15 protein-coding genes are annotated in these 20,372 nt (G+C 73.7%); 7 read left to right on the top strand and 8 right to left on the bottom strand.

The features are described from left to right. Positions 1-126 precede the first annotated feature (126 nt). The 5 genes from ACFP3R_RS13200 to ACFP3R_RS13180 all read left to right on the top strand — a co-directional run bounded on the left by ACFP3R_RS13200 (position 127) and on the right by ACFP3R_RS13180 (position 6,859). Positions 127-309, top strand: coding sequence for a hypothetical protein (locus ACFP3R_RS13200; protein ID WP_380635947.1), 183 nt, complete (start codon positions 127-129; stop codon positions 307-309). A 5-nt stretch (positions 310-314) separates the two neighbouring features. Continuing rightward, entirely contained in the window at positions 315-725 is a 411-nt protein-coding gene (locus ACFP3R_RS13195; protein ID WP_380635945.1) for a hypothetical protein, read from the top strand. 48 nt (positions 726-773) lie between these two features. After that, positions 774-2,099 carry an ABC transporter ATP-binding protein gene (locus ACFP3R_RS13190; protein ID WP_380635943.1) on the top strand — a complete coding sequence of 442 codons (1,326 nt, stop codon included), beginning with the start codon at positions 774-776 and terminating at the stop codon, positions 2,097-2,099. Next, complete coding sequence (locus ACFP3R_RS13185) at positions 2,099-2,971, top strand: ABC-2 transporter permease (RefSeq protein WP_380636134.1); 873 nt, start codon at positions 2,099-2,101, stop codon at positions 2,969-2,971. Before ACFP3R_RS13190 ends, ACFP3R_RS13185 begins: the two co-directional genes overlap by 1 nt. A gap of 105 nt (positions 2,972-3,076) precedes the next feature. Continuing rightward, entirely contained in the window at positions 3,077-6,859 is a 3,783-nt protein-coding gene (locus ACFP3R_RS13180; protein ID WP_380635941.1) for an ABC transporter ATP-binding protein, read from the top strand. Between the two features lie 169 nt (positions 6,860-7,028). Here the strand turns inward: ACFP3R_RS13180 and ACFP3R_RS13175 are convergent, their stop codons facing one another. Then, positions 7,029-7,511: an SRPBCC family protein gene (locus ACFP3R_RS13175; protein ID WP_380635939.1), complete on the bottom strand. Its 483-nt coding sequence runs from the start codon at positions 7,509-7,511 to the stop codon at positions 7,029-7,031. Next, positions 7,508-7,864: an ArsR/SmtB family transcription factor gene (locus ACFP3R_RS13170; RefSeq protein ID WP_380636132.1), complete on the bottom strand. Its 357-nt coding sequence runs from the start codon at positions 7,862-7,864 to the stop codon at positions 7,508-7,510. Before ACFP3R_RS13170 ends, ACFP3R_RS13175 begins: the two co-directional genes overlap by 4 nt. Positions 7,865-8,219: 355 nt before the next feature. Here ACFP3R_RS13170 and ACFP3R_RS13165 point away from each other — a divergent pair, with 355 nt between their 5' ends. Both ACFP3R_RS13165 and ACFP3R_RS13160 read left to right on the top strand, forming a co-directional pair. Continuing rightward, on the top strand, positions 8,220-11,993 hold the full coding sequence (locus ACFP3R_RS13165) for a multifunctional oxoglutarate decarboxylase/oxoglutarate dehydrogenase thiamine pyrophosphate-binding subunit/dihydrolipoyllysine-residue succinyltransferase subunit (protein ID WP_380635937.1): 3,774 nt from the start codon (positions 8,220-8,222) through the stop codon (positions 11,991-11,993). 5 nt (positions 11,994-11,998) lie between these two features. Beyond that, entirely contained in the window at positions 11,999-12,181 is a 183-nt protein-coding gene (locus ACFP3R_RS13160) for a DUF6104 family protein (RefSeq protein WP_380635935.1), read from the top strand. Between the two features lie 91 nt (positions 12,182-12,272). On the opposite strand, the gene ACFP3R_RS13155 is transcribed toward ACFP3R_RS13160, so the two are convergent. The 6 genes from ACFP3R_RS13155 to hutH all read right to left on the bottom strand — a co-directional run bounded on the left by ACFP3R_RS13155 (position 12,273) and on the right by hutH (position 20,299). Next, a complete protein-coding gene (locus ACFP3R_RS13155; protein ID WP_380635933.1) occupies positions 12,273-13,265 on the bottom strand; it encodes an aldo/keto reductase in 993 nt (330 codons plus the stop codon). A gap of 303 nt (positions 13,266-13,568) precedes the next feature. Continuing rightward, positions 13,569-14,717 carry an imidazolonepropionase gene (hutI, locus tag ACFP3R_RS13150; RefSeq protein WP_380635932.1) on the bottom strand — a complete coding sequence of 383 codons (1,149 nt, stop codon included), beginning with the start codon at positions 14,715-14,717 and terminating at the stop codon, positions 13,569-13,571. Beyond that, positions 14,714-15,979 carry a formimidoylglutamate deiminase gene (locus tag ACFP3R_RS13145; protein WP_380635930.1) on the bottom strand — a complete coding sequence of 422 codons (1,266 nt, stop codon included), beginning with the start codon at positions 15,977-15,979 and terminating at the stop codon, positions 14,714-14,716. Before ACFP3R_RS13145 ends, hutI begins: the two co-directional genes overlap by 4 nt. After that, positions 15,976-17,154, bottom strand: coding sequence for an allantoate amidohydrolase (locus tag ACFP3R_RS13140; protein ID WP_380635928.1), 1,179 nt, complete (start codon positions 17,152-17,154; stop codon positions 15,976-15,978). Before ACFP3R_RS13140 ends, ACFP3R_RS13145 begins: the two co-directional genes overlap by 4 nt. Continuing rightward, entirely contained in the window at positions 17,151-18,794 is a 1,644-nt protein-coding gene (gene hutU / locus ACFP3R_RS13135) for a urocanate hydratase (RefSeq protein WP_380635926.1), read from the bottom strand. Before hutU ends, ACFP3R_RS13140 begins: the two co-directional genes overlap by 4 nt. Continuing rightward, a complete protein-coding gene (gene hutH, locus ACFP3R_RS13130) occupies positions 18,794-20,299 on the bottom strand; it encodes a histidine ammonia-lyase (RefSeq protein ID WP_380635924.1) in 1,506 nt (501 codons plus the stop codon). Before hutH ends, hutU begins: the two co-directional genes overlap by 1 nt. Positions 20,300-20,372: the final 73 nt, after the last annotated feature.

Below are 20,372 nucleotides of genomic sequence, written 5' to 3'. Positions count from 1 at the left end.
TGGCGGGTAACGGGTAAGTCACGGCGCCTCGTCGGCCGATGGACAGGACTGGGAACCCCCGCGACTACGCAGCGGGGTCGTCCGCTCGCGCGGCGAGGCGCCGCGCCAATCCCGATCGGAGTCCCGATGGCCGAACCCCAGGGCTGGATCGACTGCCACGACCCGTTCGGGCGCGACCGGTCCATGACCGTGATCGTCGAGGACGACCGGGTGCTCCTGGTCGCCCCGCCCGGAGAGTCCGCTGTGATGTCCGTCACCCAAACCCGACGACTGCACCGCCTGCTCGACCAGGCCGCGGACAGGATGTGAGCGGCGTGGACGAAGCGCTGCGGGCCGCCGTGCTGCGCCGGCTGGCCCTGCTCGACGAGGTCGCCGAGCGCGGCGTGGACGAAGCGCTGGTGCCGCTCGCGCGCGCCGAGATCCACCGCCTGGCCGACGGCTGGCGGCTGCTGCTGACCGTGCACCAACCGGATCCGGACAGCCGCTGCCGGGTGTGCCCCGGCGTGCTGCGGAACAAGAAGTGGCCGTGCCAGGTGTGGGCGATGGCGCACCAGCACCTCATCGGCGAGGGCGCCTCGCACCGCGAGCGCCGCCGCGAGCGCCGGGGGTTGCGCACGCCACCGCGCCGCTCGCCGCCGCGGGCGCCGCGCCGCCCCGGCGACCCGGAGGCGACCACCGAGCTCCCCGCGGTGGTGTCGAAACCGCGACACGCCCTCCCCGAGTGATCCCGCTAAGGCAGGATGACCCCCGGTAGGAGCAATCCGGGAGGACGCGTGCACGACGGCAGTGGCCGCATCGTGGTGCAGGGCTTGACCAAGCAGTTCGGTCCGGTCGCGGCGGTGCAGAACCTGAGCTTCACGGTGGAACCCGGTTCGGTGACGGGCTTCCTCGGACCCAACGGCGCGGGCAAGACGACGACCCTGCGCATGCTGCTCGGCCTGGTGACCCCGACCGCGGGCACCGCCCTGATCAACGGCAGCCCGTTCGACCGGCTCGGCAACCCCGGTCGCGTGGTCGGCGCGGTGCTGGAGGCGCAGGGCTTCCACCCCAAGCGCACCGCGCGCAACCACCTGCGGGTCTACGCCGCCGCGATCGGCGTGCCGGACTCGCGGGCGGACCAGGTGCTCCAACTGGTCGGCCTGGGCGCGGCGGGCGACCGCAAGGCGGGCGGCTTCTCGCTCGGCATGAAGCAGCGGCTGGCGCTGGCCACCGCCCTGCTGGGCGACCCGCAGATCCTCGTGCTCGACGAGCCGGCCAACGGCCTGGACCCCGAGGGCATCGCCTGGCTGCGGTCGTTCCTCCAGTCGTTCGCGCGGAGCGGGCGGACCGTGCTGATCTCCAGCCACCTGCTGGCCGAGGTCGAGCAGACGGTGGACCAGGTGGTCATCATCAGCCGCGGCCAGACCATGTTCTACGGGCCGCTGGACCACCTGCGCGAGCGGCAGCAGGCGCGGGTGCTGGTGCAGCCGTCCGACGCGGGCGCACTGGTCACCGCCCTGCGCGAGGAGGGCGTGGCGGGCATCGAGCAGCTGCCGGACGGCCGGATCGCGGTCACCGGCGTGGAGCCCCGACAGGTCGCGGACACCGCGCTGAAGGCGGGCGTGTCGGTCTACGGGATCGAGGAGGAGAAGGCCGACCTCGAACGGCTGTTCTTCCAGCTCACCAGCGGCCAGTACGCGGCGCCGGGGCAGCTCCCGCCCCAGCAGCCGGGCACCGGCTACTACGCGCCGCCGCCCGGCTACCCGCCGACCGGGTACCCGCAGCCCGACCAGCAGCAGGGCTACCAGCAGGGTTACCAGCAGGCGGGTTACCAGCAGGGCTACCAGCAGCAGGGCTACCAGCAGCCCGGCACGCCGCCGCCCGGTCTGTCGCAGCCCGGTCTGCCGCAGCCCGGGTACCCGGGGTACCAGCAGCAGCCGAGCCCGTACGCCCCGCAGCAGCCGCCGTCCGGCTACCACCAGCCGGTGCAGCCCGGCACGCCGCCGCAGGGCCAACCGCAGGGTCAGCAGCAGGCCGACAACCCGCACGGGCAGCAACAGCCGCCGGACAACCCGTACGGGCAGCAGCAGGGACAGGGCGGCCTGGGGGGCGGTGCGTGATGGGCAACCTGATCAAGGCGGAGTTCCGCAAGACCACCACCACGGGCCTGTGGTGGGGCCTGATGATCCCGACCGTGCTGCTCGCGCTGGGCTGGGCGCTCGGCACGGGCGCCATCGGCAAGAGCATCATGGACGTGGTCAGCAGCTCGGAGGCCGAGGAGCTGACCCGGCTGCTCGGGGTGGACCCGTCGCAGTGGCAGGTGTCGGTGTTCGGCATCGCGCGCAGCATCAACGTGGCCACCATCTTCCCGATGATCTTCGGTGGCCTGGCGATCTCGAACGAGATCCACCGCAAGACCATCACCACCACGTTCCTGACCGCGCCCAACCGGGTCGCGGCGATGACCGCGAAGATGCTCGTCTACATCGCGTGGGGCGCGATCTACGGCGTGGCGATCGTGGCCGCGGTGAGCATCGGCATCGCGCTGACCTCGGACGCGGGCGCGCTGCCGAGCGCGGGCGGCTGGCTCGCGCTGGCCGGCGTCGGCATCCTGTCGTCGATCCTGATGACGATGTTCGGCGTGGGCGTGGGCGCGCTGATGACCAGCACGGTGGCCACCACCGTGGTGCTGATCCTCTACATGCTGATCATCGAGAACGGCATCCAGCTGGTGCTGGCCGCGCAGGAGCTGCCGGACGTCATCGGCTTCCTGCCCAACGGCGCGGTGAACGGCCTGACCGGCTCGGTGGCCTCGTCGCTGTTCCTGGCCAACGCGGGCGTGGTGCCCGACGAGCTGGTGGAGGTGCTGCGGGCGGTCGCGGGCGCGCTCGGGGCGTTCGACTGGTGGTTGAGCGGGCTCATCTTCCTGGTGTGGTCGGGGCTGTTCTTCCTGGCCGGCTGGGCGGCTACGCAGCGCAAGGACATCACCTGATCAGGTGATCTTGAAAGGACCAAGGGCCGCCCTGGAATTCCCGGGGCGGCCCTCGTCGGTTTCCCGCGTCCGGACAGCGTCGGTGACCGGACCTAATGTGGGGGCGTGGACAACCCCGATGGCTGGATCAAGCGACTCGCCCAGGCGTGCTGGCAGCACCGCGGTCTCGTGGTGTGGTCGGTGCTGGCCGCCGTCGTGGGCGTGGGGCTCCAGGCCGTCGGGCCGCTGCTGATCAAGGCCGCCGTGGACGACGCGGTGGCCGGCCGGACGGACCGCCTGGCGGGGCTCGCGGTCGTGCTGGTCGGGCTGGAGCTGCTGACCTTCGGCTCCGCCTTCGTGCGCCGCTACCTGGGCGGGCGGCTGGCCGTGGACGTGCAGCACGACCTGCGCCGGGCCGTGTTCGGCGCGGTGCAGCGGCTGGACGGGCCGAAGCAGGACGCGCTGCGCACCGGCCAGGTGGTGTCCCGCTCGATCACCGACCTCCAGCTGGTCAACAGCCTGCTGTCGATGACCCCGCTGGCGTTCGGCACGGTCGTGTTCGCGGTGGCCGCGCTGGTGGCGATGTTCTGGCTGTCGCCGGTGCTCACCCTGGTCGCGCTGGTGATCGTGCCCGCGGTGGGCGTCGTCGCCGCCCGCACCAGGCTGACGCTGTTCCCGGCCACCTGGTCGGCCCAGCAGCGCGCGGCGGACGTGGCGCAGCACGTGGAGGAGACCGTCACCGGCGTGCGCGTGGTGAAGGGCTTCGGGCAGGAGGCGCGCGAGGTCTCCCGGCTGGAGCGGCGGGCCCGGGTCCTGTTCGCCGAGCGGATGCGGGCGGCCCGGCTGACCGCCCGGCCGGCCGCCACCCTCTCCGGGCTGCCCTACCTGGGCCAGGTGGCGGTGCTGGCGCTGGGCGGCTGGCTCGCGCTGCGCGGGGAGGTGACGCTGGGGACGTTCGTGGCGTTCGCGACCTACGTGGCGAACCTGGTCGGCCCGACCCGGCTGCTGTCGAGCCTGATGGTGACCGCCCAGCTGGCGCGGGCGGGCGTGGAGCGGGTCTACGAGCTGATCGACTCGCAGCCGGACGTGGTGGACGGCGCGCGCGACGTGCCGTCCGGTCCGGTGGCGGTGGAGCTGCGGGACGCGTCGTTCGGGTACACGCGCAGCGAGCCGGTGCTGTCCGGGGTGTCGCTGCGGGTCGAGCCGGGCGAGACGCTGGCGGTCGTCGGCACGGCCGGGTCGGGCAAGTCGACGATCTCCCTGCTGCTGCCGCGCTTCTACGACGTGCAGTCCGGCGCCGTGTCCGTGGGCGGGGTCGACGTGCGGGAGCTGCGCCTGGAATCGCTGCGCCGGACCGTGGGCGTGGTGTTCGAGGAGGCGTTCCTGTTCTCCGACACGGTGCGCGCGAACATCGCCTACGGCCTGCCGGACGCCTCCGACGAGCAGGTCCGCGCGGCGGCCCGCGCCGCCGAGGCGCACGGGTTCGTCGAGGACCTGCCCCGGGGCTACGACACGGTCGTCGGCGAGCGCGGCCTGACCCTGTCCGGCGGCCAGCGCCAGCGCGTCGCCCTGGCCAGGGCACTGCTGTCGGACCCGCGGGTGCTGGTGCTCGACGACGCCACCTCGGCCGTCGACAACGCCACCGAGGCCGCCATCCACCGCACGCTGGCCGCGGTCACCGCCGAGCGGACGACGATCCTGGTCGCGCACCGGCGCTCCTCGCTGGCGCTGGCGGACCGGATCGCGGTGCTGGACGCGGGCCGCGTGGTCGACGTGGGCACGCACGAGGAGCTGCACGGGCGCTGCCGCCTGTACCGGGAGCTGCTGGCCGGGCCCGGCGAGGCGATCGAGCACGTCGACCCGCGGGCCGACCACCGGCTGGAACCCGGTCCCGACGGCTTCACCCCGGAGCTGTGGCCGGGCTCGGACGAGGACGAGCTGGCCGTCCGCGCGGCGAACCGGTCGGTTCCCGCCGCCGCGCCGCGGGCCAGGGGCGGCGGGGGCACCTCGGCGCTGGTGGGCGGCACCCCGCCGACGCCGGAGCTGATGGCCCGCGTGCAGGCCCTGCCGCCCGCGACCGACGAACCCGACCTGCGGGGCGAGGACCCCGGCCGGCCCGACCCCGGTTTCCGGCTGCGCACCCTGCTGCGCCCGGTGCGCTGGGCCATGCTCGGCGTCGGCGGGCTGCTGCTGGTCGACACGGCGCTGGCGGTGGCCCTGCCCGGCCTGGTCCGGCTCGGCATCGACCGGGGCGTGGTGGGCGGCGCGGCCGGCTGGTTGGTCGCGGTGGCCGGGATCGGCTTCGGCCTGGTGGCGGCGGGCTGGGTGTCGACGGCGGCGGGGGTCGTGGTGACCTCCCGGCTGGGCGAGCGCCTGCTGTACCTGTTGCGCGTGCGCAGCTACGCCCACCTGCAACGGCTCGGCCTGGACTACTACGAGCGCGAGATGGCCGGCCGGATCATGACCCGAATGACCACGGACGTGGACGCGCTGTCGAGCTTCCTCCAGACGGGGTTGACCACGTTCGCGATCAGCGTGCTGACCGTGGTCGGCATCGCCGCGGCGCTGGTCGTGACCGACCCGGGGCTGTCGCTGGTGGCGCTCGCGGTGCTGCCGGTGCTGGTGATCGCGACGGTGATCTTCCAGCGCCTGTCGTCGGCGGCCTACGCGGAGGCGCGGGAGCGGGTCAGCGCGGTCAACGCGGACCTCCAGGAGAACGTCTCGGGCCTGCGCGTCTCGCAGGCTTACACGAGGGAGGGGCGCTCGGCGCAGGCGTTCGCCGAGCGCAGCGACGCCTACCGGCGGTCCCGCATCCGGGCGCAGCGCTACATCGCGACGTACTTCCCGTTCCTGTCGCTGCTGTCGGGGGTGGCGCAGGCGGCGATCCTGGTGGTCGGCGCGTACCGGGTGGCGGAGGGGACGCTGTCGCCCGGCGTGCTGCTGGCGTTCGTGCTGTACCTGGGGTTGTTCTTCGCGCCGCTCTACCAGCTGTCCGGCGTGTTCGACGGGTACCAGCAGGCCCGGGTGGGGTTGAGCCGGATCGGGGACCTGCTGCGCACGCCCACCACGGTGCCGGAGGCCGCCGACCCGGTGCCGGTGACCGAGCTGCGCGGCGAGGTGGAGCTGCGGGACGTCACCTTCGCCTACCAGGGCGCCGAGCGGCCGGCGCTGGACCGCGTGTCCCTGCGGGTCGAGCCCGGCGAGACGGTGGCGCTGGTGGGTGCCACGGGCGCCGGGAAGTCGACGCTGGTGAAGCTGGTGGCGCGGTTCTACGACGCGACCGGCGGGCAGGTGCTGGTCGACGGGGTCGACGTGCGGGACTACGACCTGTCGGCGCTGCGGCAGCGGTTGGGCGTGGTGCCGCAGGAGGCGCACCTGTTCGGCGGGGACGTCGCGGAGAACGTGGCCTACGCCCGGCCGGAGGCCACGCGGGCGGAGATCGAGGCGGCGGTGCGGGCGGTGGGCGCGCTGCCGGTGGTCGCCTCGCTGCCGGCGGCGTTCCACCAGCAGGTCGGTGAGCGGGGGCAGGGGTTGTCGGCCGGGCAGCGGCAGCTGGTGGCGCTGGCGCGGGCCGAGCTGGTGCGGCCCTCGCTGCTGCTGCTGGACGAGGCCACGGCGGCACTGGACCCGGCCACCGAGTCGGCGGTGCTGGAGGCGTCCGACCACCTGGCGGGTGCCCGGACGACCTTCGTCGTGGCGCACCGGCTGGCCACGGCGGCTCGGGCGGACCGGATCGTCGTGCTGGCGGACGGGCGGGTGGTGGAGGTCGGGACGCACGCCGAGCTGCTGGCCGCCGGGGGGCACTACGCGCGGTTGTGGGCGCACGGGATCGGGGAGGGCGTGCCGGACGACGAGAGCGCGCCCGGCGGCGCGGCAGGCGGTGACCTGGCCGACGCCCAGGCCGGCTGACCGCGCCCTGCGGTCGGGCGGCGCCGCGTCGGGCGGCGGGGTGGCCTTGCCCGCCCTGCCTTTGCCCGACCAGCCCTGCCCGGCCGCCGCACCCCGGCCAGCCCAGCCCGGCCACCCCCAACGCCTGACGGCCCCGCTCACCACGCGAGGGGGGCCGACAGGGCGGCGCTCAGGAGGCCAGCAGCTCGTCCAGCTGCTCGTAGCCCTCGACCACACCGGTCTCCATGCCGCTGGACAGCACCGCGTCCCGCACCTCGATCGACTCGTACACGCTCAGCGCGTGCAGGCGGGTGTGCCCGTCCCCCAGGTCCTCCAGGGTCAGCGTCTCCAGGCAGACCCCGTCCGGGAAACCCTCGAAGGTGAACGTCTGCACGATCCGCTCCGCCGGGCGCACCTCGTGGAACGAGCCGAAGAACCCGTACTCCTCGTCGTCGCGCCGGTGCAGGTAGCGGTAGGCGCCGCCGGTGGTGGCGTCCCAGCGGACGACCTCCATGGTCACCGAGCGCGGGCCCAGCCACCTGACCACCAGGTCGCGCTCGGTGTGCGCGCGGAACACCGCCTCGGGCGGCGCGTCGAACTCCCGGGTGATGCGGATGAGCGGGAGCGCCGGGTCGGCGCTGATCGTGGTTCCCGCTCGCTCGGTCGTGGTCATGGCACTTCTCCTTCGGCACGGGTCTGCTCGGGCTCGGCCAACTCGGCGAGCACGGCGTCCAGTCGCTGGTAGCGCTGCTCGGCTTCACGCCGGTAGCGCTCGATCCACTTCGTCATCAGGTCGAACACCTCCGCCTCCAGGTGGACGGGCCGCCGCTGCGCCTGCCTGCCGCGCGTGACGAGCCCCGCCTCCTCCAGCACCCGCAGGTGCTTCGAGACGGCCTGCACGGTCACCGGGTAGGGCTCGGCCAGCTCGTTCACGGTGGCGTCCCCCGAGGCCAGCCGCGCCACCACGTCGCGCCGGATCGGGTCGGCCAGGGCCGAGAACACCCGCGACAACCGGTCGTCCACCACCGCCTCCTTGCTCAACCGCTCGGTTGAACACAACGGTACGGCGGTCTGCGCGGTTGGTCAACCACAAGGTTGAAAACGCAGGTGGGATCGGTTCCGTTCAGGTGACTGAACACCTCACCGCCGAAGTGCGGGCGGGGGCGCGCGGCGACGTCGGGTCGAAGTCCGGGAAGTACGCGACGGGCTCGACCTCAAGTGATGCTCAAGCACCCGTTACGGGACCGATGCCCTGATCGATCCTGTGAGGGAACACTCGACGCCCGGCCCCTCCTGTGTGTGAACTGCACCAGACGGGGGACTAGCCTGACGATGAGTGAGTCATTGCCAAGAGCGAGATGGATAGAGGCGAGCGCCAGCCGTGTCCAGCAGCAGCCCTGCTTCGCAGTTCGGCCCCAACGAGTGGTTGGTCGAGGAGATGTACGAGCAGTTCCTCGCCGACCCGTCGTCGGTAGACCCGGCGTGGCACGACTTCTTCGCCGACTACAAGTCGACGCAGCGGTCCGCCAACGGGGCCGCGACGTCCGCGGAGAACGGCACGAGCACGTCGACCACCACGACGGCCACCAAGGCCGCCGCGGCGCCGGCCACCAAGTCCGCCGCGAAGCCCGCTGACGAGCCGGCCGCTAAGCCCACCGGCCGGACCGACGACAAGCCCGCCGACAAGCCGGCCGACCGGTCCGCGCCGGCCGCGCAGCCGAAGCAGGCACAGGCACAGGCACAGGCACAACCGAAGCAGGCGCCGGCCAAGCCCGCTCCCGCGCAGGCCGCCAAGGCCGCGCCGGTGCAGCAGGGCAAGGGCGAGGAGCGCAAGCCGCTGCGCGGCGCGGCCGCCGCCATCGCGAAGAACATGGAGCTGTCGCTCACCGTCCCGACGGCGACGAGCGTGCGCGCGGTGCCGGCCAAGCTGCTGGCCGACAACCGCATCGTGATCAACAACCACCTCAAGCGCACCCGCGGTGGCAAGGTCTCCTTCACCCACCTGATCGGCTACGCGGTGGTCCGGGCGCTCCAGGCGTACCCGAACATGAACCGCCACTACGCCGAGATCGACGGCAAACCGAACGCGATCACGCCCGAGCACGTCAACTTCGGCCTGGCCATCGACCTGCCCGGCAAGGACGGCTCCCGCTCGCTGGTCGTGGCCTCGATCAAGGGCTGCGAGAACATGACGTTCACGCAGTTCTGGCAGGCGTACGAGGACCTGATCCGCAAGGCGCGCGGCGGCGCGCTGACCGCCGAGGACTTCTCCGGCACCACGATCTCGCTGACCAACCCCGGCACGATCGGCACCAACCACTCGGTGCCGCGGCTGACCGCGGGCCAGGGCGCGATCATCGGCGTGGGCGCGATGGAGTACCCGGCGCACTTCCAGGGCACCAGCGAGCAGGCCCTGACCGACATGGGCGTCAGCAAGATCATCACGCTGACCTCCACCTACGACCACCGGATCATCCAGGGCGCGGAGTCCGGCGAGTTCCTCAAGCGGATCCACCAGCTGCTGCTGGGCGAGGACGGCTTCTACGACGACGTCTTCACCTCGCTGCGCCTGCCGTACGAGCCGATCCGCTGGGTCGCCGACATCCCCGAGGGCGCGGTCGACAAGACCGCCCGCGTCATCGAGCTGATCGACGCCTTCCGCACCCGCGGCCACCTGATGGCCGACACGGACCCGCTGAACTACCGCCAGCGCAGCCACCGCGACCTGGACGTGCTGTCGCACGGCCTGACCCTGTGGGACCTGGACCGGGAGTTCCCGGTGGGCGGGTTCGCGGGCCAGGAGCGGATGAAGCTGCGCGACATCCTGGGCGTGCTGCGCAACTCGTACTGCCGCACGGTCGGCGTCGAGTACATGCACATCCTCGACCCGGAGGAGCGCCTCTGGATCCAGGAGCGCGTCGAGGTACCGCACGAGAAGCCGCCGGCCACCGTGCAGAAGTACATCCTGTCGAAGCTCAACGCCGCCGAGGCGTTCGAGACCTTCCTCCAGACGAAGTACGTCGGCCAGAAGCGGTTCTCGCTGGAGGGCGGCGAGACCGTCATCCCGCTGCTCGACGCGGTGCTGGACAAGGCCGCCGAGCACGAGATCGACGAGGTCGTCATCGGCATGCCGCACCGCGGCAGGCTGAACGTGCTGGCCAACATCGTCGGCAAGCCGATCTCGCAGATCTTCCGCGAGTTCGAGGGCAACCTCGACCCGGGCCAGGCGCACGGCTCCGGCGACGTGAAGTACCACCTGGGCGCGGAGGGCAAGTACTTCCGCATGTTCGGCGACGGCGAGACCAAGGTGTCGCTGACCGCGAACCCGTCGCACCTGGAGGCCGTGGACCCGGTGCTGGAGGGCATCGTCCGGGCCAAGCAGGACATGCTCGACAAGGGCGGCGAGGGCTTCACCGTGCTGCCGGTCGCGCTGCACGGCGACGCCGCGTTCGCGGGCCAGGGCGTGGTCGCCGAGACGCTGAACCTGGCGCTCGTGCGCGGCTACCGCACCGGCGGCACCGTGCACGTCATCGTCAACAACCAGGTCGGCTTCACCACCGCGCCGGAGAACTCGCGCTCGTCGAAGTACTCGACCGACGTGGCGAAGATGATCGGCTCGCCGGTGTTCCACGTCAACGGCGACGACCCCGAGGCGTGCTACTGGGTCGCGAAGCTGGCCGTGGAGTACCGGCAGCGGTTCCACAAGGACGTCGTCATCGACATGGTCTGCTACCGGCGGCGCGGCCACAACGAGGGCGACGACCCGTCGATGACGCAGCCCTCGATGTACGACGTGATCGACACCAAGCGCTCGGTCCGCAAGACCTACACCGAGGCGCTGATCGGTCGCGGCGACATCTCCGTGGAGGAGGCCGAGAAGGCGCTCCAGGACTTCTCCTCGCAGCTGGAGCACGTGTTCAACGAGGTCCGGGAGCTGGAGAAGCACCCGATCAAGACCTCGCCGTCGATCGAGGCCGAGCAGCAGATCCCGGCCAAGCTGCCCACCGGCATCGAGCGGTCGACGATCGAGCGGATCGCCGACGCGCACGTGGACCTGCCCGAGGGCTTCACCCCGCACCCGCGGGTGAAGCCGGTGCTGGAGCGGCGCGCCAAGATGGCCCGCGAGGGCGGCATCGACTGGGCGTTCGCCGAGCTGCTGGCGTTCGGGTCGCTGGTGATGGAGGGCCGCACGGTCCGCCTGGCCGGCCAGGACTCGCGGCGCGGCACGTTCGTGCAGCGGCACGCCACGCTGGTGGACCGCAAGCGGTCCGAGGAGTACACCCCGCTCCAGAACCTGGCCGAGACCCAGGGCAAGTTCATGGTCTACGACTCGGTGCTGTCGGAGTTCGCGGCGCTCGGCTTCGAGTACGGCTACTCGGTGGCCAACCCGGACGCGCTGGTGCTGTGGGAGGCGCAGTTCGGCGACTTCGTCAACGGCGCGCAGCCGATCATCGACGAGTTCATCTCGTCCGGTGAGGCGAAGTGGGGCCAACTGTCCGACGTGGTGCTGCTGCTGCCGCACGGTCACGAGGGCCAGGGCCCTGACCACACCTCCGGCCGCATCGAGCGGTTCCTCCAGCTGTGCGCGGAGGGCTCGATGACGATCGCGGTGCCGTCGACCCCGGCGAACTACTTCCACCTGCTGCGCCGGCACGCGCTGGACGGCGTGAACCGCCCGCTGGTGGTGTTCACCCCCAAGTCGATGCTGCGCCTCAAGGCCGCGGTCAGCCCGGTGGAGCACTTCGTCGAGAACCGCTTCCAGTCGGTCATCGACGACCGGAACGTGGTGAAGTCCGAGGTCACCAAGGTCATCCTGTGCTACGGCAAGATCTACTACGAGCTGCTGGCCGAGCAGGAGAAGCGCGGCGTCAAGGACGTGGCGGTGGTGCGGGTCGAGCAGCTGTACCCGGTGCCGGCGCGCAAGCTGACCGAGGCGCTGGAGAGCTACCCGAACGCCGCCGAGGTCCGCTGGGTCCAGGAGGAGCCGGCGAACCAGGGCGCGTGGCCGTTCTTCGGGCTGGCGCTGCCGGAGCTGCTGCCGGACCGCTTCCGGGTCAAGCGCGTGTCCCGGCGCCCGATGGCCGCGCCGTCGGCCGGGTCGTCCAAGGTCCACGAGGTCGAGCAGCGCGAGCTGATCACCAAGGCGTTCGAGTAGGGGTCGTGTACTTCACCGACCGGGGTATCGAGGAGCTGGAGAGCCGGCGCGGCGAGGAGGAGGTCAGCCTCGCCTGGCTGGCCGACAAGCTGCGCCGGTTCGTCGACGCGAACCCGGAGTTCGAGACGGCGGTCGAGCGCCTGGCCACGTACCTGGCGCGCGACGACGAGGACGACTTCGAGGACTGAGCCGACGACGAGCCGACGAGGCCCCCGCCCGTTCCCGGGCGGGGGCCTCGTCCGTGCTCATCGGGCATCGGCGCTCACCGGGCGTCCGTGCTCACCAGGCGTACGCCTCCGGCGCGGGCTTGCTGCCGTTCGGGCCCGGGGCCGGGAACAGCTCGTCCAGGCGGTCCAGCACCTCCCGGTCCAGCTTGATCTCCACCGCCCGCAGCGAGCCGTCCAACTGGTCCCGCGTGCGCGGGCCGATGATCGGCGCCGTCACGCCCTCCTGGTGCAGCAGCCACGCCAGGCCCAGGTGGGCGGGGTCCTCACCGAGGTCGGCGGCCAGCTTCTCGTACGCCTCGATGGCCGAGCGGTACCTCTCCAGCGCCTCGGCGCTGCGCCCGCTGTTGCCCCGCGAGCCCCCGCCCTCGCGCTGCTTGCGCAGCACGCCGCCGAGCAGGCCGCCGTTGAGCGGGGACCACGGGATGACGCCGATGCCGTAGTGGCGGGCCGACGGCAGCACCTCCAGCTCCACGTACCGGTTGAGCAGGTTGTAGATCGACTGCTCGCTGACCAGCCCGAGGAAGTTCCTGTTCCGGGCCGCCTCCTGGGCCTGGGCGAGGTGCCACCCGGCGAAGTTCGACGACCCGAAGTAGATCACCTTGCCCTGCTGCCGCAGGACCGAGAACGCCTCCCAGACCTCGTCCCACGGCGCGTTCCGGTCCACGTGGTGCATCTGGTACAGGTCGATGTAGTCGGTCTGGAGCCGCTTGAGGGAGGCGTCCGCAGCCCGCCGGATGTGCAGCGCGGACAGCCGCTTCTCGTTGGGCCAGTCCCCCATGTCGCCGTACAGCTTGGTGGCCAGCACGGTGCGCTCGCGCCGCCCGCCGCCCTGGGCGAACCACCGGCCGATGATCTGCTCGGTGACGCCCTCGCCCTTCTGCCAACCGTAGACGTCGGCGGTGTCGAAGAAGTTCAGGCCGTGCTCGTGGGCGCGGTCCATGATCTGGTGGCTGTCGGCCTCCGGGGTCTCCGGCCCGAAGTTCATCGTCCCGACGCACAGGCGGGACACGGACAGGCCGGAACGGCCGAGCTGGGTGTACTCCATACCGCCAAGCCTGCCCGTACCGCGCGGATCCGGCCACGTGGAGCCGCTCCAGCTCCCCCGAGGGCCGGCACGTCGAACGGGAGGTCCCGGCCCGACGAGGTGACGCGCGGGTCCCGCGCCCGCCCGACGCCCGTGAGACAGCACGTGCTCAACCCGGCGAAGGTCGCGGTCGCCACCGCCCTGGTCGCCGGGGCCGCGCTCGCGTCGGCGCCGCCGGTCGGCGCCGCCGACTCGCCGCCCACCACCCTGGAGGTCCATTCGACCGGCCCGTGGTCCCGGGAGCACCGGGACCACGGGCCTCCTTCACCGCAGCCGCACGCCCGCCCGCCAGACCGCCCACGTCAGCGGCACGCCGGGCCGGTACGCCAGGTGCGTGGCCGACGGCGCGTCGAGCACGTGCAGGTCGGCCCGCGCGCCCACGCCGAGGTGGCCCACGTCGTCGCGGCGCAGCGCCCGCGCGCCGCCCAGGGTGGCGGCGGCGACGGCCTCCCGCACCGTCAACCCCATCTGGAGCACGGCCGTGGCCACGCAGAACGCCATCGAGCTGGTGTAGGAGCTGCCCGGGTTGCAGTTGCTGGCCAGCGCGACGGTCGCGCCCGCGTCGAGCAGGCGCCGGGCCGGGGCCAGGGGCTGGCGGGTCGACAGGTCGCACGCGGGCAGCAGGGTGGCCACCGTCGACGACCCGGCCAGCGCGTCCACGTCGGCCGCCGACAGGTGCGCGCAGTGGTCGACGCTCGCCGCGCCCAGCTCCACCGCCAGCCGCACGCCCGGCCCCTCGCCCAGCTGGTTGCCGTGCACGCGCAGCCCCAGCCCGCGCGCGGCGGCGGCCCGCAGCACGGTCCGGGACTGGTCCTCGTCGAACGCCCCGACCTCGCAGAACACGTCCGCCCACCGCACGTGCGGCGCGACCGCGTCCAGCATCTCCCCGGTCACCAGGTCCAGGTAGCCGGCGGCGTCCGCGCCCGGCGGCACCAGGTGCGCCCCGAGGAACGTCACCTCGTCCACCTCCGCCGCGGCGATGCGCGCGGACCGCACCTCGTCGGCGACGGTCAGCCCGTAGCCGGTCTTGGTCTCGACGGTCGTGGTGCCCTGCGCGGCGGCCTCGGCCACGTGCCGCCGCAGGTTCGCGGCCAGCTCCTCGTCCGACGCCGCCCGGGTGGCGGACACGGTCACCGCGATCCCGCCGGCGGTGTACGGCCGGCCGGCCACCCGCGCCTCGAACTCGGCGGTCCGGTCCCCCGCGAACACCAGGTGCGTGTGGCTGTCCACCCACCCCGGCAGCACGGCCCGCCCGCCGACGTCCACGGCCCCGTCGGCGGCCGGCGCGGACGAGGCGGGCCCGACCCACGCCACCACCCCGTCCTCGACCACCAGCGCCGCGTCGGCGAGCCGCCCCAGCTCCGGGTCGTTCGTGGTCAGCTCACCGATGCCGGTGACCACCGCGCTGCTCACAGGACCTCCCCCAGCAACCGCCCGACCTCGCCCAACGCCTCGTGCACCCCGTCGCGCGCCACCACCCGGCCGCCGGAGACGACCGTCGCCACGTCCGACGCGGTGGCCGCCAGGACCACCTGGTCGGGCGACGCGCCGGCCGTGCGCGCCGAGTCCAGCCGCACCGCCACCAGGTCGCACGGCGAGCCCACCGCGATCCGCCCCGCCCCGGGCCACCCGATCGCCGCGTGGTTGGTCAGCGCCGCGACCAGTTCGGCGGGCGCGAACCGCCCCCGGTGGCCGGTCCGCAGCCGCTCGCCGTGCTCCAGGGCGCGCGCCTCCAGCAGCGGGTCGACCACCGCGTGCTGGTCGCTGCCCAGCGACAGCGGCGACCCGGCGTCGGCCAGCTCCCGCGCCGGTCCGAGCCCGTCGGCCAGGTCCGCCTCCGTGGTCGGGCAGAAGCACACGCCGGTCCCGGACGCGCCCAGCAGCCCGACGTCCTCGGCGGACAGGTGGGTGCCGTGCACGGCGGTGGTGCGCGGCGTCAGCGCGCCCGCCTCGGCCAGCAGCCGCGTCGGCGTCATCCCGTACGCGTCCAGGCAGGCCCGGTTCTCGGCCGGCTGCTCCGACAGGTGCACGTGCAGCGGCCGGTCCGGGAACGCGCCCGCCACCAGGGCCAACTCCTCGCGGGGCACGGCGCGCACGGAGTGGATGGCCGCGCCGACCCTGGTGTTGCCGTCCTCCCGCAGCTCCGCGACGCGGGCCGCCCACCGCTCGCCGGTGCCGTCGGAGAACCGCTCCTGCACCCCGCGCACCGGTTCGCCGATGCCCCCGGCGAGGTAGCAGGCGTCCAGCAGGGTGAGCCGGACACCGGCCTCGGCGGCGGCGGTCCGCAGCGCCTCGCCCATCTCGTTGCCGCCCGCGTGCAGGTAGTGGAACTCACCCACCGCCGTCACGCCGGCCACGGCCATCTCCGCGTAGACCGCCCGCGCGAGCCGCAGGTACGACTCGGGCGTCAACCGCCCGGCCAGCGCGTACATCCGCTCGCGCCACGTCCAGAACGTGCCGCCGTCGCCGTGCGTGCGCCCGCGCAACGCCCGGTGGAACGCGTGCGAGTGGGCGTTCGCGAAACCCGGGAACACCATGCCGCGCAGGCGTTCCACGCCCAGCGGGATGGTGTCCACAGTGGACACGGAGGTGATCAGCCCCCGGTCCACCCGCACCAGCACCCGCGCGGCCGGCCCCTCCGGCAGCCACGCCCGCTCCAGCCAGAAGCCCGTCACCTGGCCAGGTGCTCCAGCGTCGTCGCCAGGGCCACCACGCCCGCCGCGCAGTCGTCCGGCTCGGCGTGCTCCCCCGGCGCGTGGCTCACCCCGGTGGGGTTGCGCACGAACAGCATCGCGGTGGGCACGTGCGCGGCCAGCACGCCCGCGTCGTGCCCGGCCCCGGTGGGCAGCGCGGGCGTGTCGGCCCCGATCGCCGCGCGCACCTCCGCCATCAGCCCGGCGTCGAAGGTCACCGTCCCGCCCCAGCTCTCCTCGCGCACGACCACCTCGCAGCCCTCGTCCCGCGCGGCCTCCCGGGCGGCCGCGGTGACCGCCTCGACCACCTCGCGGGTGCGCGGCTCGTCGTCGGCGCGGGCGTCCAGCCACACGTCCACGGACGAGGCGATCACGTTGGTGCCGCCGGGGTTCGGCACGACCCGGCCCACGGTCGCCCGCGCGCCGCCCGTCGCGGCCCGCCGGGCGGCCAGCACCGCCGCGGCGGCCGGCAGCATCGGGTCGCGGCGGTCCTCGACCAGCGTCGCCCCGGCGTGGTTGCCCTCGCCGGTGAAGGTGAGGCGCCACCGGCCGTGCGCCAGGATCGACGATGCCAGCCCGACCGGCACCTCCAGTCCGCGCCCCTGCTCCACGTGCAGTTCGACGAACGCGCCGACGGACGACAGCGCCCGGTCGTCGCGGCCCATGCGCAGCGGGTCGAAGCCCGCCGCGTGGGCCGCCTCGCCGAAGGTGACGCCGTCGGCGTCGGTCAGCGCGCACGCGGCCTCGGCCGAGATCGCGCCGGTCATCAGCCGCGAGCCCAGGCAGGCCACGCCGAAGCGCCCGCCCTCCTCCTCCACGAACACCACGACCGCCAGCGGCCTGGTCGGCGTGAAGCCGCGGGCGCGCAGCAGGTCCACCGCCTGGAGCGCGGACACCACGCCCAGCGGGCCGTCGAACGCGCCGCCGCCGGGCACCGAGTCCAGGTGGCTGCCGGTGACCACCGCGCCCGGACCCGGCTCGCCCCACCAGGCCCACAGGTTGCCGTTGCGGTCGGGCCGCACGTCCAGGCCGCGCCTCCGCGCCTGCTCGGTGAACCAGGCGCGCAGCTCCAGCTCGGCGCGGTCGAAGCCGTGCCGCGAGTACCCGCCGCGCCGCGGGTCGCGGCCGACGTCGGCGAGGTCCGCGAGGTCGATCACCGCGCACCCGCCATGGGGATCACGACGTCCTTCGCGGCGGCCACGTCGGCGGCGCGCCGGTAGCCCGCGTCGACGTGCCGGATCACGCCCATGGCCGGGTCGTTGGTCAGCACCCGCTCGATCTTGCGCGCGGCCAGCTCGGTGCCGTCCGCGACGGTCACCTGGCCGGCGTGGATCGAGCGGCCGATGCCCACGCCGCCGCCGTGGTGCAGCGACACCCAGGTGGCGCCCGAGGCGGTGTTGACCAGGGCGTTGAGCAGCGGCCAGTCCGCGATGGCGTCCGAGCCGTCGGCCATGGCCTCGGTCTCCCGGTAGGGGGAGGCCACCGAGCCGCAGTCCAGGTGGTCGCGGCCGATCACGATCGGCGCGGACAGCTCGCCGGAGGCCACCATCTCGTTGAACCGCAGGCCCGCGAGGTGCCGCTCGCCGTAGCCGAGCCAGCAGATGCGGGCCGGCAGGCCCTGGAACTCCACCCGCTCGCCGGCCAGCCGGATCCAGCGGGCCAGCTTCTCGTCCCCGGGGAACAGCTCCAGGATCGCCCGGTCGGTCTTGGCGATGTCGGCCGGGTCGCCGGACAGCGCGGCCCACCGGAACGGGCCCCGGCCCTCGCAGAACAGCGGCCGGACGTAGGCGGGCACGAAGCCGGGGAAGTCGAACGCCCGCTCGCAGCCGCCGAGCCGGGCCTCGCCGCGCAGCGAGTTGCCGTAGTCAAACACCTCGGCCCCGCGGTCCAGGAAGCCGACCATGGCGCCCACGTGCTCGGCCATCGACTCGCGGGCCCGGTCGGTGAACTCGTCGGGCTTCCCGGCCGCGTAGTCGGCCCAGTCCTCCACGGCCACGCCCTTCGGCAGGTACGCCAGCGGGTCGTGGGCGGAGGTCTGGTCGGTGACCACGTCCACCGGCACGTCGCGGCGCAGCAGCTCGGGCAGCACCTCGGCGGCGTTGCCGATCAGGCCCACCGACAGCGCGCGGCCCTCGGCCTTGGCCCTGAGCACGCGGGCCACGGCGTCGTCCAGGTCGTCGGCGACCTCGTCGAGGTAGCGGGTCTCCACGCGGCGGCGCGCGCGGGCCGGGTCGACCTCGACGCACAGGGCGACGCCCTCGTTCATGGTGACCGCGAGCGGTTGCGCGCCGCCCATGCCGCCGAGGCCGGCGGTGACGGTGAGGGTGCCCCTGAGGGTGCCGCCGAACCGCTTGTCCGCGACCGCGGCGAACGTCTCGTAGGTGCCCTGGAGGATGCCCTGGGTGCCGATGTAGATCCACGAGCCGGCGGTCATCTGGCCGTACATGGTCAGGCCCTCGGCCTCCAGCCGGCGGAACTCGGGCCAGTTCGCCCAGTCCGGCACCAGGTTGGAGTTCGCGATCAGCACGCGCGGCGCCCACTCGTGGGTGCGCAGCACGCCCACCGGGCGGCCGGACTGCACCAGCAGCGTCTCGTCGTCGGCCAGGTCGGTCAGCTCGCGCGTGATGGCGTGGAAGCTCGGCCAGTCGCGGGCGGCCCGGCCGGTGCCGCCGTAGACCACCAGGTCGTCGGGGCGCTCCGCGACCTCCGGGTCCAGGTTGTTGTGGAACATCCGCAGGGCGGCCTCGGTCTGCCAGCTGCGGGCGGTCAGCTCGGTTCCTCGGTTGGCGCGGACCATCAGATCGCTCCACTTCGAATCAGTTCCTCGGCGGCGGCGATCTCCGGGGCGAGGTGGCGGTCCGGGCCGGGGCCCGGCACGACCTCGCGGAGCGTCGCGACGGCCGCCGCGGTGGCGGGTGCGGGCTTGAGGGGGTGGCGCAGGTCCAGGGCGCGGGCGGCGGTGACCAGCTCGATCGCCAGCACGGTCCGCAGCCCGTCCACGGCCCTGCGCAGCTTGCGGGCGGCGGACCAGCCCATGGAGACGTGGTCCTCCTGCATGGCGCTGCTCGGGATGGAGTCCACGCTCGCCGGGACCGCGAGCCGCTTGAGCTCGCCGACGATGGCGGCCTGGGTGTACTGGGCGATCATGTGGCCGGAGTCCACGCCCGGGTCGTGCGCCAGGAACGGCGGCAGGCCGTGCGAGCGGTGCACGTCGAGCATCCGGTCGGTGCGGCGCTCCGCGATGCTCGCCACGTCCGCGGTCGGGATGGCCAGGAAGTCCAGCACGTAGGCCAGCGGCGCGCCGTGGAAGTTGCCGTTGGACTCGACCCGGCCGTCGGCCAGCACCACCGGGTTGTCCACCGCGGCGGCCAGCTCGCGGTCCGCGACGGTCTCGGCGTGGGCCACGGTGTCGCGGGCGGCCCCGTGCACCTGGGGCGAGCAGCGCAGCGAGTAGGCGTCCTGGACGCGGGTGCAGTCCGGGCCGCGGTGGCTGGCCACGATCTCCGAGTCCGCCAGGAACGCGGCCATGCGCCGGGCCGAGTGCCCCTGGCCGGGGTGCGGGCGCAGCGCCTGGAGGTCGGCGGCGAACACGCGGTCGGTGCCGAGCAGGGCCTCCACGCTCATCGCCGCGGTCAGGTCGGCCACGTCCAGCAGGCGGTGCAGGTCCTCGATCGCCAGCACCAGCATCCCCAGCATCCCGTCGGTGCCGTTGATCAGCGCCAGGCCCTCCTTCTCGGCCAGCCGGACGGGCTCGATACCCGCCGCGGCCAGCGCGTCGGCGGCCGGGACCAGGTGACCGGCGGCGTCGCGCACCTCGCCCTCGCCGATCAGCGCCAGGGCGGCGGCGGACAGCGGCGCGAGGTCGCCGGAGCAGCCCAGCGAGCCGAACTCGCGCACCACCGGGGTGATGCCCGCGTTGAGCATGGCGGCCATCGCCCCGGCGGTCCCCGGCCGGATGCCGGTGTGGCCGCTGGTCAGCGTCTTGAGGCGGAGCAGGACCAGCGCGCGGACGACCTCGCGCTCCACCTCCGGGCCCGCGCCCGCCGCGTGCGAGCGGACCAGGGACCGCTGGAGGGCGGCGCGGCGGTCCGGCGGGATGTGCCGGACCGCGAGGGCGCCGAACCCGGTGGACACGCCGTAGGTGGGCTCGTCGGCCGTGGCCAGGCGGTCGATGTGCGCGCGGGCGGCGGTGACCGCCTCGCGCGCCGCGTCCGTGATCTCCACCCGCGCGTCCTCGCGGGCCACGGCGTGGACGTCGGCTCGGGTCAGGGGCTTCGGACCCAGCTGCACGGGTTGCTGCATGTGCCCATCCCACCCCGGCGGCCGGGTCCGCACGACCCGGGAACCCGCGATGCCGTCTGGTACCCCAGACGGC

The sequence above is a fragment of the Saccharothrix lopnurensis genome (assembly GCF_042658445.1).
Taxonomy (GTDB): Bacteria; Actinomycetota; Actinomycetes; order Mycobacteriales; family Pseudonocardiaceae; genus Actinosynnema; species Actinosynnema lopnurensis.
Note: the sequence above shows the minus strand (reverse complement) of the source record. Positions and strands in the feature narration are given on the sequence as shown.

Excerpts from the sequence above, each read along its gene's own strand:
- ACFP3R_RS13155 (WP_380635933.1), bottom strand. The coding sequence starts at position 13,265 with ATGGAGTACACCCAGCTCGGCCGTTCCGGCCTGTCCGTGTCCCGCCTG.
- hutU (WP_380635926.1), bottom strand. The coding sequence starts at position 18,794 with ATGGTCCGCGCCAACCGAGGAACCGAGCTGACCGCCCGCAGCTGGCAG.
- ACFP3R_RS13175 (WP_380635939.1), bottom strand. The coding sequence starts at position 7,511 with ATGACCACGACCGAGCGAGCGGGAACCACGATCAGCGCCGACCCGGCG.
- ACFP3R_RS13200 (WP_380635947.1), top strand. The coding sequence starts at position 127 with ATGGCCGAACCCCAGGGCTGGATCGACTGCCACGACCCGTTCGGGCGC.
- hutH (WP_380635924.1), bottom strand. The coding sequence starts at position 20,299 with ATGCAGCAACCCGTGCAGCTGGGTCCGAAGCCCCTGACCCGAGCCGAC.
- ACFP3R_RS13185 (WP_380636134.1), top strand. The coding sequence starts at position 2,099 with ATGGGCAACCTGATCAAGGCGGAGTTCCGCAAGACCACCACCACGGGC.